The 13,741-nt window shown below is 50.0% G+C and carries 13 protein-coding genes; 11 read left to right on the top strand and 2 right to left on the bottom strand.

Going from position 1 to position 13,741, the window contains the following annotated elements:
- Nucleotides 1-106: 106 nt before the first annotated feature.
- Complete coding sequence (gene csrD / locus C1P89_RS22340; RefSeq protein ID WP_001241433.1) at nucleotides 107-2,047, bottom strand: RNase E specificity factor CsrD; 1,941 nt, start codon at nucleotides 2,045-2,047, stop codon at nucleotides 107-109.
- A gap of 151 nt (nucleotides 2,048-2,198) precedes the next feature.
- On the opposite strand from csrD, the gene acuI reads away from it, so the two are divergent.
- The 10 genes from acuI (at nucleotide 2,199) to C1P89_RS22290 (ending at nucleotide 11,515) form a co-directional block, all read left to right on the top strand.
- Entirely contained in the window at nucleotides 2,199-3,173 is a 975-nt protein-coding gene (acuI, locus tag C1P89_RS22335; RefSeq protein ID WP_001148478.1) for an acrylyl-CoA reductase (NADPH), read from the top strand.
- 977 nt (nucleotides 3,174-4,150) lie between these two features.
- A complete protein-coding gene (gene accB / locus C1P89_RS22330) occupies nucleotides 4,151-4,621 on the top strand; it encodes an acetyl-CoA carboxylase biotin carboxyl carrier protein (RefSeq protein ID WP_000354622.1) in 471 nt (156 codons plus the stop codon).
- Nucleotides 4,622-4,631: 10 nt separating this feature from the next.
- Complete coding sequence (gene accC, locus C1P89_RS22325; RefSeq protein WP_000884639.1) at nucleotides 4,632-5,981, top strand: acetyl-CoA carboxylase biotin carboxylase subunit; 1,350 nt, start codon at nucleotides 4,632-4,634, stop codon at nucleotides 5,979-5,981.
- Nucleotides 5,982-6,089: 108 nt separating this feature from the next.
- Nucleotides 6,090-6,332 (top strand): YhdT family protein, encoded by a 243-nt coding sequence (locus tag C1P89_RS22320; protein WP_000381170.1) that lies wholly within the window; start codon nucleotides 6,090-6,092, stop codon nucleotides 6,330-6,332.
- Nucleotides 6,322-7,773, top strand: a complete 1,452-nt coding sequence (gene panF, locus C1P89_RS22315) for a sodium/pantothenate symporter (RefSeq protein ID WP_001175728.1) — start codon at nucleotides 6,322-6,324, stop codon at nucleotides 7,771-7,773. The genes C1P89_RS22320 and panF overlap by 11 nt, the downstream gene beginning before the upstream one ends.
- A gap of 11 nt (nucleotides 7,774-7,784) precedes the next feature.
- Nucleotides 7,785-8,666 (top strand): 50S ribosomal protein L11 methyltransferase, encoded by an 882-nt coding sequence (prmA, locus tag C1P89_RS22310; protein WP_001145818.1) that lies wholly within the window; start codon nucleotides 7,785-7,787, stop codon nucleotides 8,664-8,666.
- A gap of 328 nt (nucleotides 8,667-8,994) precedes the next feature.
- Nucleotides 8,995-9,960 (top strand): tRNA dihydrouridine synthase DusB, encoded by a 966-nt coding sequence (gene dusB / locus C1P89_RS22305; protein ID WP_001219652.1) that lies wholly within the window; start codon nucleotides 8,995-8,997, stop codon nucleotides 9,958-9,960.
- 25 nt (nucleotides 9,961-9,985) lie between these two features.
- On the top strand, nucleotides 9,986-10,282 hold the full coding sequence (gene fis / locus C1P89_RS22300) for a DNA-binding transcriptional regulator Fis (protein ID WP_000462905.1): 297 nt from the start codon (nucleotides 9,986-9,988) through the stop codon (nucleotides 10,280-10,282).
- Nucleotides 10,283-10,367: 85 nt separating this feature from the next.
- Nucleotides 10,368-11,252 carry an adenine-specific DNA-methyltransferase gene (gene yhdJ, locus C1P89_RS22295; protein WP_001258924.1) on the top strand — a complete coding sequence of 295 codons (885 nt, stop codon included), beginning with the start codon at nucleotides 10,368-10,370 and terminating at the stop codon, nucleotides 11,250-11,252.
- Nucleotides 11,253-11,335: 83 nt separating this feature from the next.
- Nucleotides 11,336-11,515, top strand: a complete 180-nt coding sequence (locus tag C1P89_RS22290; protein WP_011310302.1) for a DUF2556 family protein — start codon at nucleotides 11,336-11,338, stop codon at nucleotides 11,513-11,515.
- Nucleotides 11,516-11,517: 2 nt separating this feature from the next.
- Here C1P89_RS22290 and acrS read toward each other — a convergent pair whose 3' ends face one another.
- Nucleotides 11,518-12,180, bottom strand: coding sequence for a multidrug efflux transporter transcriptional repressor AcrS (gene acrS / locus C1P89_RS22285; protein ID WP_001129494.1), 663 nt, complete (start codon nucleotides 12,178-12,180; stop codon nucleotides 11,518-11,520).
- A gap of 398 nt (nucleotides 12,181-12,578) precedes the next feature.
- Here acrS and acrE point away from each other — a divergent pair, with 398 nt between their 5' ends.
- Nucleotides 12,579-13,736, top strand: coding sequence for a multidrug efflux RND transporter periplasmic adaptor subunit AcrE (acrE, locus tag C1P89_RS22280; RefSeq protein WP_000160373.1), 1,158 nt, complete (start codon nucleotides 12,579-12,581; stop codon nucleotides 13,734-13,736).
- The last annotated feature ends 5 nt before the right edge of the window (nucleotides 13,737-13,741 follow it).

The raw sequence follows: 13,741 nt of genomic DNA, 5'->3' as shown, positions 1-13,741 counted from the left end.
AGGTCATTCATCTGCATATGTGCTGCAACAATCTGGCGAGCAGACAAGCACACTCCCATGAGACGCAGCGCGCGTTATTCTACGTGAAAACGGATTAAACGGCAGGTTAAACCGAGTATCTTTGTGAATATTTTTTCACGTTAGTATCAAGTGGCTGTGAGGACGCGAAAAAATCCCCTTGCCCGCCTGTAACACCGCGCTGAATCAGGGTCTGCCACTCGCTTCGCGAACGCACGCCGGTGGCGTAAACGTGGGTGCTGGTCCCGGAGCAGGCTTCCACCAGGCTTTGAACCAGCAGCTGGTTCTCCGTTCGCTTCTCAATGTTTCTGACCAGCCCCGGATGGAGCTTGAGTAACTCAACATTAAGTTCTTTGATCCAACTGGTGCTTACCAGCGTCAAACCAGCCTGGTTGACGGCTACCCGTACCCCTAAAGCATTCACTAAACGAATAACAGGTTGTAAACGACTGATATGTTGACCTACATCGGCCTCTGCAAGTTCAATAATTATGCGTTTTCGTTGTGATTTTTCACATTGCATTAACGTATCGCGCAGCCAACGCTGAAAACGCGGGCGAATCAGCGACTCAACGGTAACCTGAATCGCCAGATTTTCCTCTGGCCAGTAACGCAATAGTGGAATAAGACGGCTGATTTGCAGACGGTCATACTCTTCCGATAAGCCAAACTGCAAGACCATCGGCATATACTCCGCCGAGCTAACCTCTTCATTACCATCGAAGATGCGGCACATGAGTTCGCGATGATGAACCTGACCTTCGCGAGTAACCGCCGGTTTTTGATAAAGGCGCGGGCCGCCGCGACTGAGCATTTGCTCGATAAGCGTACGCCAGCGAACATTACCGCGTCCTTTTTCAGGCAACGAGTCATCGTAAATAGCCCAGCTATTGCCGCCCTGCAATCCCGCATTACGCGTGGCAGACTCTGCATGTTCCATTACCTGCTCGGTATCCTGACCACTACGCCAGGCGCAGATACCAATGTGGATCATATCGTCGCGATCGAGCATTTTATTGTTCGGCAAGGTATCGACGGCTTTGATTAACTGACCGGCGATGCTCTCTGCCTCTTTTAACGTCCGGTGCGGTAACAGCGCAGCAAAATCACTGCGGTGGTAACGCGCCAGCAGTGCGCCAGGGTAGCGCATCATAAATGTCGACAGCAGATTAGTCAGAGTGAAGAACTGTTCTTCAACCTGGCTGTGCCCCCAAGTATCGCTCAACATATTGAAATCCGGCAGACGAATCATCATCACGATCCCGTGGGTACCTACTTTCTCCTGATCTTCCAGTAACGTTGCTAACTGATTATCGAAAAAGAGTCGGTTATTGAGGCCGGTTTTCACGTCCTGGGCGGCATAAGAGCGGATCAGCGTATCAAGACGGCTGTGTTGTTCGCGTGCGTTCTGAATTTCACGAAGCAGCGTATCTAGCGCACTGCTGGTTCTGGGCGGCCATTCATAGATGGTTCCCAACACATTAGAGCCACGCTCACCGTTTAAGATACGAGTAGCCCGGGTTTCCAGCAATTCTTGCCCGGCAAGTTGCCGTTGTAACCAGCGTACCGCCAGGAAGAGCATAACAATGATAAAGCCAATCGCCCCCGTGAGCGGCGCGGTAGTCATTAAAGAATGGAAATAGTTGCCCATCGGATCCTGATAAACCAGACGCAGCGACATCCCCGGATGCTTTATCAACGGAACACTCAGTTCGCGAAACAGATCGCTGGAGCCAACCGGACGATAACTACCATTTCTGGCCAGGGTATAAACCTGTTTATCACCATGGAGCAGGTCTACACGAACGATATCTGCCGACATCATTAATTCGGTAATTTGTGGCCTTAATGTGCTGAAGTCATTCGACACAAGGTGGGTATCAATCGCCGTCGCCACCGCCTGAACGCGATGACTAAACTTATACTGAATTGCGTTGTAGAAACTTAGCGAACAGCCCAGCAAAGTCACAAAAATTGTTAACCCGGTGAGCAGCGTAACAAAGGCCGAAAATTTCGTCGTTAATCTCATCCTTGTGTTAACTCCGATAGTGAGGAAGCGGGCATACTAGCAAATCAGATTTATCTCGCAATTTATTGCGCTTCATCGGCTTTGCTTTTCCATTAGCGAGTATAATCTTCAGAAATTATTTTCCAATCCATCATGCACATGAGGACCACTTATGCAGGCGTTACTTTTAGAACAGCAGGACGGCAAAACTCTCGCATCAGTACAGACTCTGGACGAAAGTCGCCTGCCGGAGGGCGATGTCACGGTCGATGTTCACTGGTCGAGCCTGAACTATAAAGATGCGCTGGCGATTACCGGTAAGGGAAAAATCATCCGTAATTTTCCGATGATTCCTGGGATCGATTTTGCCGGAACTGTACGCACCAGCGAAGATCCGCGTTTTCATGCCGGTCAGGAGGTGTTACTCACTGGCTGGGGCGTTGGTGAAAACCACTGGGGTGGGCTGGCGGAGCAGGCGCGAGTGAAAGGTGACTGGCTGGTTGCCATGCCGCAAGGGCTGGACGCGCGTAAAGCAATGATTATCGGTACTGCCGGTTTTACCGCCATGCTGTGTGTGATGGCGCTGGAAGATGCCGGTGTTCGCCCGCAGGACGGGGAGATTGTCGTGACGGGTGCCAGTGGTGGCGTCGGCAGTACCGCCGTGGCGCTGCTGCATAAGTTGGGTTATCAGGTCGTTGCCGTTTCCGGTCGCGAAAGTACCCATGAATATCTGAAAAGTTTAGGTGCCAGCCGTATTCTCCCTCGTGATGAGTTTGCCGAATCCCGTCCTCTGGAAAAACAAGTCTGGGCTGGGGCAATTGACACTGTTGGCGACAAAGTGCTGGCAAAAGTGCTGGCGCAAATGAATTACGGCGGCTGCGTGGCGGCCTGTGGTCTGGCGGGTGGTTTTACTCTGCCAACCACGGTCATGCCATTTATTCTGCGTAATGTCCGTTTGCAAGGGGTGGATTCAGTAATGACGCCACCAGAACGCCGCGCACAAGCCTGGCAGCGACTGGTCGCCGATTTACCGGAATCATTCTATACCCAGGCGGCAAAAGAGATATCTCTGTCAGAGGCACCGAACTTTGCCGAGGCCATCATTAATAACCAGATCCAGGGTCGCACGCTGGTGAAGGTTAACTAACCATTTAGCAAGGAATAATAAGAGAGGGAACTCATTTTGACATCATTATTCAATCGGTTAACGGGAAAAGCGGTTAGCCGGACAGCTTTCGTCGAACACCTTGGTCAGGAAGTTGTACAACATCATCCAAACTGGAAAGTCATGATTTCGACTGACCACAAATTGATGCGCATTGATACTCCTCTAAACAGCCATTATTGATACGCCTCCGTCGCCTGTTAGGTTTATGGTGCTTTGCCTGGGCGACACTACGCTTAACCTGTTACTGATTTCTGGTACCATGGGGTGAATAATCTGATTTTATTTGACTACAAATTAACCACTCGAACCTATTTAATGCTGAGAATTGTCAGTCGGTTGATTTTGCGTGCTTTAGCATTCACATCTATCCAGACGATGCAGTGAAAATTGGGTAATCCCCAGCAACCGCTGCGTAATGTCGTCTATCTTGTCGCGATCCTGGCATCCCTACATTATTTGTGGTCTGTGAAGATTATCTCATTGCAGCCCCTCATCTTCGCAGGGCTGGCTTTACAGCTTTTCACCTTACGTTATAAGAAGTTCCGTCGATGATGGCGCTAATTTCGTGAATTGTGCGGCTTGTTGCAAATTACACGGTGTTGAAGGTTATTTACATGTTAGCTGTTGATTATCTTCCCTGATGAGACCAGTATTTAGCTGCCAATTGCTACGAAATCGTTATAATGTGCGACCTCGTCCTCCCTGACGCAGTTTTTGCGCTGCGGAAAAGGTGACATTGGCGCAACGAAGGTATATTTTGTTTTTTGCCGGAGGATAGCAGCAGATCGCTGCACAATGTCCGTCAAGTCTAACATTGATACTCTGGGGCAAAATAGACCGGCGTCCCGGCCTGCTGGAATTTATCGCTATGCATACAGCTGTCGGGGCATACGCTTTACAGACGGCGGTGAAACGCCTGTCACAATCACACTAAACAAAGAGTACGGAACCCACTCATGGATATTCGTAAGATTAAAAAACTGATCGAGCTGGTTGAAGAATCAGGCATCTCCGAACTGGAAATTTCTGAAGGCGAAGAGTCAGTACGCATTAGCCGTGCAGCTCCTGCCGCAAGTTTCCCTGTGATGCAACAAGCTTACGCTGCACCAATGATGCAGCAGCCAGCTCAATCTAACGCAGCCGCTCCGGCGACCGTTCCTTCCATGGAAGCGCCAGCAGCAGCGGAAATCAGTGGTCACATCGTACGTTCCCCGATGGTTGGTACTTTCTACCGCACCCCAAGCCCGGACGCAAAAGCGTTCATCGAAGTGGGTCAGAAAGTCAACGTGGGCGATACCCTGTGCATCGTTGAAGCCATGAAAATGATGAACCAGATCGAAGCGGACAAATCCGGTACCGTGAAAGCAATTCTGGTCGAAAGTGGACAACCGGTAGAATTTGACGAGCCGCTGGTCGTCATCGAGTAACGAGGCGAACATGCTGGATAAAATTGTTATTGCCAACCGCGGCGAGATTGCATTGCGTATTCTTCGTGCCTGTAAAGAACTGGGCATCAAGACTGTCGCTGTGCACTCCAGCGCGGATCGCGATCTAAAACACGTATTACTGGCAGATGAAACGGTCTGTATTGGCCCTGCTCCGTCAGTAAAAAGTTATCTGAACATCCCGGCAATCATCAGCGCCGCTGAAATCACCGGCGCAGTAGCAATCCATCCGGGTTACGGCTTCCTCTCCGAGAACGCCAACTTTGCCGAGCAGGTTGAACGCTCCGGCTTTATCTTCATCGGCCCGAAAGCAGAAACCATTCGCCTGATGGGCGACAAAGTATCCGCAATCGCGGCGATGAAAAAAGCGGGCGTCCCTTGCGTACCGGGTTCTGACGGCCCGTTGGGCGACGATATGGATAAAAACCGTGCCATTGCTAAACGCATTGGTTATCCGGTGATTATCAAAGCCTCCGGCGGCGGCGGTGGTCGCGGTATGCGCGTAGTGCGCGGCGACGCTGAACTGGCACAATCCATCTCCATGACCCGTGCGGAAGCGAAAGCTGCTTTCAGCAACGATATGGTTTACATGGAGAAATACCTGGAAAATCCTCGCCACGTCGAGATTCAGGTACTGGCTGACGGTCAGGGCAACGCTATCTATCTGGCGGAACGTGACTGCTCCATGCAGCGCCGCCACCAGAAAGTGGTCGAAGAAGCGCCAGCACCGGGCATTACCCCGGAACTGCGTCGCTACATCGGCGAACGTTGCGCTAAAGCGTGTGTTGATATCGGCTATCGCGGTGCAGGTACTTTCGAGTTTCTGTTCGAAAACGGCGAGTTCTATTTCATCGAAATGAACACCCGTATTCAGGTAGAACACCCGGTTACCGAAATGATCACTGGCGTTGACCTGATCAAAGAACAGCTCCGTATCGCTGCCGGTCAACCGCTGTCGATCAAGCAAGAAGAAGTTCACGTTCGCGGCCATGCGGTGGAATGTCGTATCAACGCCGAAGATCCGAACACCTTCCTGCCAAGCCCAGGCAAAATCACCCGTTTCCACGCACCTGGCGGTTTTGGCGTACGTTGGGAGTCTCATATCTACGCGGGCTACACCGTACCGCCGTACTATGACTCAATGATCGGTAAGCTGATTTGCTACGGTGAAAACCGTGACGTGGCGATTGCCCGCATGAAGAATGCGCTGCAGGAGCTGATCATCGACGGTATCAAAACCAACGTTGATCTGCAGATCCGCATCATGAATGACGAGAACTTCCAGCATGGTGGCACTAACATCCACTATCTGGAGAAAAAACTCGGTCTTCAGGAAAAATAAGACTGCAAAAGCGTCAAAAGGCCGGATTTTCCGGCCTTTTTTATTACTGGGGATCGACAACCCCCATAAGGTACAATCCTCGCTTTCTTCACCCATCAGGGACAAAAAATGGACACTCGTTTTGTTCAGGCCCATAAAGAGGCGCGCTGGGCGCTGGGGCTGACCCTTTTGTATCTGGCAGTTTGGTTAGTAGCCGCTTACTTACCTGGCGTTGCCCCCGGTTTTACCGGCTTTCCGCGCTGGTTTGAGATGGCCTGCATCCTGACGCCGCTACTGTTTATTGGACTGTGCTGGGCGATGGTGAAATTTATCTATCGCGATATCCCACTGGAGGATGACGATGCAGCTTGAAGTAATTCTACCGCTGGTCGCCTATCTGGTGGTGGTGTTCGGTATCTCGGTTTATGCGATGCGTAAACGGAGCACCGGCACCTTCCTTAATGAGTATTTCCTCGGCAGCCGCTCTATGGGCGGTATTGTGCTGGCGATGACGCTCACCGCGACCTATATCAGTGCCAGTTCGTTTATCGGCGGGCCAGGAGCTGCTTATAAATACGGGCTGGGCTGGGTATTGCTGGCGATGATTCAGCTTCCTGCAGTCTGGCTTTCACTCGGTATTCTCGGCAAGAAGTTTGCGATTCTTGCGCGCCGCTACAATGCAGTGACGCTGAACGACATGCTGTTTGCCCGCTACCAGAGTCGTCTTCTGGTGTGGCTGGCGAGTTTGAGTTTGCTGGTTGCGTTCGTTGGGGCAATGACCGTGCAGTTTATCGGCGGTGCGCGCCTGCTGGAAACCGCGGCGGGTATTCCTTATGAAACCGGGCTGCTGATTTTCGGTATCAGCATTGCGTTGTATACCGCCTTTGGCGGCTTTCGCGCCAGCGTGCTGAACGACACCATGCAAGGGCTTGTGATGCTGATTGGCACCGTTGTGCTGCTTATTGGCGTGGTACATGCCGCTGGCGGCTTAAGCAACGCAGTACAGACCTTGCAAACCATCGATCCGCAACTGGTTACGCCACAAGGCGCTGACGATATTCTGTCGCCTGCCTTTATGACGTCGTTCTGGGTACTGGTGTGCTTTGGCGTGATTGGCCTGCCGCATACTGCGGTGCGCTGTATCTCTTATAAAGACAGCAAAGCGGTACACCGGGGGATCATCATCGGTACGATTGTAGTCGCAATCCTGATGTTCGGTATGCACCTAGCCGGAGCGTTAGGTCGTGCAGTGATCCCCGATCTCACCGTACCGGATCTGGTGATCCCGACGTTAATGGTAAAAGTGCTGCCACCGTTTGCTGCCGGGATCTTTCTGGCTGCACCTATGGCTGCGATCATGTCGACAATTAACGCCCAATTGCTACAAAGTTCCGCTACGATCATTAAAGATCTCTATCTGAATATCCGTCCGGATCAAATGCAAAACGAGACGCGTCTGAAGCGGATGTCGGCGGTAATTACGTTAGTTCTCGGCGCGTTGCTGCTGCTTGCCGCCTGGAAGCCGCCAGAAATGATCATCTGGCTGAATTTGCTGGCCTTCGGTGGGCTGGAAGCCGTTTTCCTGTGGCCGCTGGTGCTGGGTCTTTACTGGGAACGCGCCAACGCCAAAGGCGCGCTAAGTGCGATGATCGTTGGCGGCGTGCTGTATGCCGTACTCGCGACGCTGAATATTCAGTACCTGGGCTTCCACCCTATCGTGCCCTCGTTACTACTAAGTTTGCTGGCTTTCCTGGTCGGAAACCGTTTCGGTACATCCGTCCCGCAAGCTACCGTTTTGACTACTGATAAATAAAGAGTTTTGCCATGCCTTGGATCCAACTGAAACTGAACACCACCGGCGCGAACGCTGAAGATCTTAGCGATGCGCTGATGGAAGCGGGTGCCGTTTCTATCACTTTTCAGGATACCCACGATACGCCAGTATTTGAGCCGCTGCCGGGCGAAACGCGCCTGTGGGGCGACACCGATGTGATTGGTCTGTTCGACGCTGAAACCGATATGAACGACGTGGTGGCGATTCTGGAAAACCATCCGCTGCTCGGCGCAGGCTTCGCGCATAAAATCGAACAACTGGAAGATAAAGACTGGGAGCGCGAATGGATGGATAATTTCCACCCGATGCGCTTTGGTGAACGACTGTGGATCTGCCCTAGCTGGCGTGATGTGCCGGACGAAAACGCCGTCAACGTGATGTTAGATCCAGGGCTGGCGTTTGGTACGGGTACCCATCCAACTACCTCTCTGTGCCTGCAGTGGCTCGACAGCCTCGATTTAACCGGTAAAATAGTCATCGACTTTGGCTGTGGTTCCGGCATTCTGGCTATCGCGGCGCTGAAACTGGGTGCAGCAAAAGCCATTGGTATTGATATCGATCCGCAGGCGATTCAGGCTAGCCGCGACAACGCCGAACGTAATGGCGTTTCTGACCGTCTGGAACTCTACTTACCGAAAGATCAGCCAGAAGAAATGAAAGCCGACGTGGTGGTCGCTAACATCCTTGCAGGCCCATTACGTGAACTGGCACCGTTAATCAGCGTCCTGCCGGTTTCAGGCGGTTTGCTGGGCCTTTCCGGTATTCTGGCAAGCCAGGCAGAGAGCGTTTGTGAAGCTTATGTCGACAGCTTCGCACTGGACCCGGTCGTGGAAAAAGAAGAGTGGTGCCGCATTACCGGTCGTAAGAATTAACCTTCGCATCGCCGTAGGGTGACGCGGGGCGAAGTGCGAGCAAGCTCACAAAAGGCACGTAAATTTGCCGGTTATTTACGCAAATTTGCGTGCCAAAATTTTCATTCATAAAGAAAAATTGAGAACTTACTCAAATTTCTTTGAGTGTAAATTTTAGTCACTATTTTCTAATATGATGATTTTTATGAGTAATTATCTCACCACGCTCATTTTAAATGCAATTCTTTGATCCATCTCAGAGGATTGGTCAAAGTTTGGCCTTTCATCTCGTGCAAAAAATGCGTAATATACGCCGCCTTGCAGTCACAGTATGGTCATTTCTTAACTCATGCGCATCGGACAATATCAGCTCAGAAATCGCCTGATCGCAGCGCCCATGGCTGGCATTACAGACAGACCTTTTCGGACGTTGTGCTACGAGATGGGAGCCGGATTGACAGTATCCGAGATGATGTCTTCTAACCCACAGGTTTGGGAAAGCGACAAATCTCGTTTACGGATGGTGCACATTGATGAACCCGGTATTCGCACCGTGCAAATTGCTGGTAGCGATCCGAAAGAAATGGCAGATGCAGCACGTATTAACGTGGAAAGCGGTGCCCAGATTATTGATATCAATATGGGTTGCCCGGCTAAAAAAGTGAATCGCAAGCTCGCAGGTTCAGCCCTCTTGCAGTACCCGGATGTCGTTAAATCGATCCTTACCGAGGTCGTCAATGCAGTGGACGTTCCTGTTACCCTGAAGATTCGCACCGGCTGGGCACCGGAACACCGTAACTGCGAAGAGATTGCCCAACTGGCTGAAGACTGTGGCATTCAGGCTCTGACCATTCATGGCCGTACACGCGCCTGTTTGTTCAATGGAGAAGCTGAGTACGACAGTATTCGGGCAGTTAAGCAGAAAGTTTCCATTCCGGTTATCGCGAATGGCGACATTACTGACCCGCTTAAAGCCAGAGCTGTGCTCGACTATACAGGGGCGGATGCCCTGATGATAGGCCGCGCAGCTCAGGGAAGACCCTGGATCTTTCGGGAAATCCAGCATTATCTGGACACTGGGGAGTTGCTGCCCCCGCTGCCTTTGGCAGAGGTTAAGCGCTTGCTTTGCGCGCACGTTCGGGAACTGCATGACTTTTATGGTCCGGCAAAAGGGTACCGAATTGCACGTAAACACGTTTCCTGGTATCTCCAGGAACACGCTCCAAATGACCAGTTTCGGCGCACATTCAACGCCATTGAGGATGCCAGCGAACAGCTGGAGGCGTTGGAGGCATACTTCGAAAATTTTGCGTAAACAGAAATAAAGAGCTGACAGAACTATGTTCGAACAACGCGTAAATTCTGACGTACTGACCGTTTCTACCGTTAACTCTCAGGATCAGGTAACCCAAAAACCCCTGCGTGACTCGGTTAAACAGGCACTGAAGAACTATTTTGCTCAACTGAATGGTCAGGATGTGAATGACCTCTATGAGCTGGTACTGGCTGAAGTAGAACAGCCCCTGTTGGACATGGTGATGCAATACACCCGTGGTAACCAGACCCGTGCTGCGCTGATGATGGGCATCAACCGTGGTACGCTGCGTAAAAAATTGAAAAAATACGGCATGAACTAATTCAGGTTAGCTAAATGCTTGATTAAAAAGGCGCTACTCGGCATGGGGAAGCGCCTTTTTTATAGGTGTCACAAAGGGAGTGACCATGAGAACAGGATGTGAACCGACCCGGTTTGGTAATGAAGCTAAGACCATTATTCACGGTGATGCCCTTGCCGAACTTAAAAAGCTACCTACTGAAAGCGTCGATCTGATCTTTGCCGACCCACCGTATAACATCGGTAAAAATTTTGATGGTCTGATCGAAGCCTGGAAAGAAGATCTGTTTATCGACTGGCTGTTTGAAGTGATTGTAGAGTGCCACCGCGTTCTGAAAAAGCAGGGCAGCATGTACATTATGAACAGTACGGAAAACATGCCCTTTATCGATCTCCAGTGCCGCAAGCTTTTTACCATCAAAAGTCGCATCGTCTGGTCATATGACAGTTCTGGAGTACAGGCGAAAAAACACTACGGCTCCATGTACGAACCCATCCTGATGATGGTGAAAGACGCAAAGAACTACACATTCAACGGTGATGCTATTCTGGTAGAAGCCAAAACCGGATCGCAGCGCGCGTTGATCGATTATCGCAAAAATCCTCCACAGCCATACAATCATCAAAAAGTACCGGGTAACGTCTGGGATTTTCCGCGCGTGCGTTATTTGATGGATGAATATGAGAACCACCCGACGCAAAAACCGGAAGCCTTACTGAAACGCATTATTCTCGCCTCTTCCAACCCAGGCGATATCGTTCTCGACCCGTTTGCCGGTAGCTTTACTACCGGTGCCGTAGCCATCGCCAGCGGACGAAAATTCATTGGTATTGAGATCAACAGCGAGTACATCAAAATGGGGCTTCGACGGCTGGATGTCGCGTCGCATTACTCCGCGGAAGAACTGGCGAAAGTGAAAAAAAGAAAGACCGGCAACCTGTCAAAACGAAGCCGGTTAAGCGAAGTTGACCCCGATCTCATTGCAAAGTAAAGGAAGTGTAAGCCTGGTTTTCAGATTATTCATTTCGTGTATATTTCCTGCCAGACTTGGTTAAACATGCACAGGCTCAGGTAATGATTCGCAAGTATTGGTGGCTCGTCGTTTTCGCTGTCTTCGTTTTTCTGTTTGATACTTTACTGATGCAGTGGATTGAACTGCTGACAACAGAAACAGACAAATGCCGTAATATGAACTCAGTTTATCCACTAAAACTGGTTAACTGTGACGAACTGAATTTTCAGGACAGAATGTGAATTTACATGACACTTAATTCATTCGTTTGATGAATTAATTTCGTTATGTTTTCATCTGGCATGAACATTCTTAATACGTTATCGACCAGCGCGGGTGCTTGTTTATAAAGATCATAACCCGCCATATTCATTAACCAGTTTTGAACAATTCCGCTGAAGGCACCATCAATAATAATCATCACAACATCTAAATCGAGGTTATTTGCTACACAACCTTGTTGCTGACACGCCTGCAATACTTCGCGGAGAGTCTGCGGATTAAAGCCCATCTTTTCGCGTATCACTCCCTCGGCCAGCATCCCATCATTAAATTCACATTTGTGATATAAGATTTTCAGCAACGCCTGCTGGCGGGGAATTTTGGCAATATATTGCAAGCCGACAATCAATTTTTCACGCAATTGTTGAAACGGGTCATGCTCTAATCCAGCCGTCAAGTGTTCCTGGATTAACTCCCGCAATGAAGGCTGTTGCAACCACATCTCATTAAACAGTTGGGTCTTGTTCTCGAAGTGCCAGTAGATAGCGCCACGCGTAACGTTAGCGGCATCGGCAATGTCGTTGAACGTCGTCTTGCTTACGCCATGTTGCGCAAACTGGGCGATGGCAGTTTCAATCAGTTCTTGCCGGGTCTTCAGAGCTTCGGCTTTGGTTCTTTTTGCCATGATTAATTATTCAGGAAATAAATATATTCGACACAGGGTGAGAAAATAGCGAAGGTTAATCTATCATCTAATGTGTATTTATACGAGAGGGTAACATTGAGTTGCTATAAATCGTCAAATAAATAATATATATTATTTACCTAAAATACATTCGCCACATGAATATATATTTCAATTTACGAGGTTTTAATTCTGCCTCTTTCAACCCGCGTCAAAATAAAACAGTAGAATATTAATCTTTTTTTGTGTTTATGTGCCTTGAGACGCCAGTATTCATAACTATTCCTTACATCGACGAATGATAATTTGTAGGATAGCAAACTGTATTTTTCTTTCTGCGAGTTAACGCGTTGCCTTTCTGGGTAAATAACGCGCTTTTGTTTTTTTGAGGAATAGTAATGACGAAACATGCCAGGTTTTTCCTCCTGCCCTCCTTTATTCTGATCTCCGCGGCTTTAATCGTCGGTTGTAACGATAAGGGAGAAGAGAAAGCTCACGTCGGTGAACCGCAGGTTACCGTTCATATTGTGAAAACGGCCCCGTTAGAAGTTAAGACTGAATTACCAGGCCGCACCAATGCTTACCGTATAGCCGAAGTTCGCCCACAGGTTAGCGGGATCGTACTGAATCGTAATTTCACTGAAGGCAGCGATGTACAAGCAGGCCAGTCCCTGTACCAGATCGATCCCGCGACCTATCAGGCAAATTATGACAGCGCGAAAGGCGAACTGGCGAAAAGTGAAGCCGCCGCCGCCATCGCGCATTTGACGGTAAAACGTTACGTTCCGCTCGTGGGTACGAAATACATCAGCCAGCAGGAGTACGACCAGGCCATTGCTGATGCTCGCCAGGCCGATGCCGCCGTGATTGCCGCAAAAGCCACAGTCGAAAGCGCTCGCATCAATCTCGCTTATACCAAAGTGACTGCGCCAATTAGCGGACGTATCGGCAAATCGACCGTGACCGAAGGCGCTCTTGTCACTAATGGGCAAACGACTGAACTGGCGACTGTCCAGCAGCTCGATCCTATCTACGTTGATGTGACCCAATCCAGCAACGATTTTATGAGGCTGAAGCAATCCGTAGAGCAAGGAAATTTGCATAAGGAAAACGCCACCAGCAACGTAGAGTTGGTCATGGAAAACGGTCAAACCTATCCCCTGAAAGGTACGCTGCAATTCTCTGATGTGACCGTTGATGAATGCACCGGCTCCATAACCCTACGTGCTGTCTTCCCTAACCCGCAACATACGCTTTTGCCGGGTATGTTTGTGCGTGCACGGATTGATGAAGGCGTCCAACCTGACGCCATTCTTATCCCGCAACAAGGCGTTAGCCGCACACCGCGTGGTGATGCAACCGTGCTGATTGTTAACGATAAAAGTCAGGTGGAAGCGCGCCCTGTCGTTGCCAGTCAGGCGATTGGCGATAAATGGTTGATTAGCGAAGGTCTGAAATCTGGCGATCAAGTCATTGTCAGCGGCCTGCAAAAAGCGCGTCCGGGAGAGCAGGTTAAAGCCACTACCGATACCCCCGCAGATACTGCATCGAAGTAAGGTAA

The organism is Shigella sonnei, assembly GCF_002950395.1.
GTDB lineage: Bacteria > Pseudomonadota > Gammaproteobacteria > Enterobacterales > Enterobacteriaceae > ECMA0423.
Note: the sequence above shows the minus strand (reverse complement) of the source record. Positions and strands in the feature narration are given on the sequence as shown.

What these genes read in the sequence shown, in the direction of transcription:
- csrD (WP_001241433.1), bottom strand. Translation starts at nt 2,047, where the DNA reads ATGAGATTAACGACGAAATTTTCGGCCTTTGTTACGCTGCTCACCGGG.
- acuI (WP_001148478.1), top strand. Translation starts at nt 2,199, where the DNA reads ATGCAGGCGTTACTTTTAGAACAGCAGGACGGCAAAACTCTCGCATCA.
- accB (WP_000354622.1), top strand. Translation starts at nt 4,151, where the DNA reads ATGGATATTCGTAAGATTAAAAAACTGATCGAGCTGGTTGAAGAATCA.
- accC (WP_000884639.1), top strand. Translation starts at nt 4,632, where the DNA reads ATGCTGGATAAAATTGTTATTGCCAACCGCGGCGAGATTGCATTGCGT.
- C1P89_RS22320 (WP_000381170.1), top strand. Translation starts at nt 6,090, where the DNA reads ATGGACACTCGTTTTGTTCAGGCCCATAAAGAGGCGCGCTGGGCGCTG.
- panF (WP_001175728.1), top strand. Translation starts at nt 6,322, where the DNA reads ATGCAGCTTGAAGTAATTCTACCGCTGGTCGCCTATCTGGTGGTGGTG.
- prmA (WP_001145818.1), top strand. Translation starts at nt 7,785, where the DNA reads ATGCCTTGGATCCAACTGAAACTGAACACCACCGGCGCGAACGCTGAA.
- dusB (WP_001219652.1), top strand. Translation starts at nt 8,995, where the DNA reads ATGCGCATCGGACAATATCAGCTCAGAAATCGCCTGATCGCAGCGCCC.
- fis (WP_000462905.1), top strand. Translation starts at nt 9,986, where the DNA reads ATGTTCGAACAACGCGTAAATTCTGACGTACTGACCGTTTCTACCGTT.
- yhdJ (WP_001258924.1), top strand. Translation starts at nt 10,368, where the DNA reads ATGAGAACAGGATGTGAACCGACCCGGTTTGGTAATGAAGCTAAGACC.
- C1P89_RS22290 (WP_011310302.1), top strand. Translation starts at nt 11,336, where the DNA reads ATGATTCGCAAGTATTGGTGGCTCGTCGTTTTCGCTGTCTTCGTTTTT.
- acrS (WP_001129494.1), bottom strand. Translation starts at nt 12,180, where the DNA reads ATGGCAAAAAGAACCAAAGCCGAAGCTCTGAAGACCCGGCAAGAACTG.
- acrE (WP_000160373.1), top strand. Translation starts at nt 12,579, where the DNA reads ATGACGAAACATGCCAGGTTTTTCCTCCTGCCCTCCTTTATTCTGATC.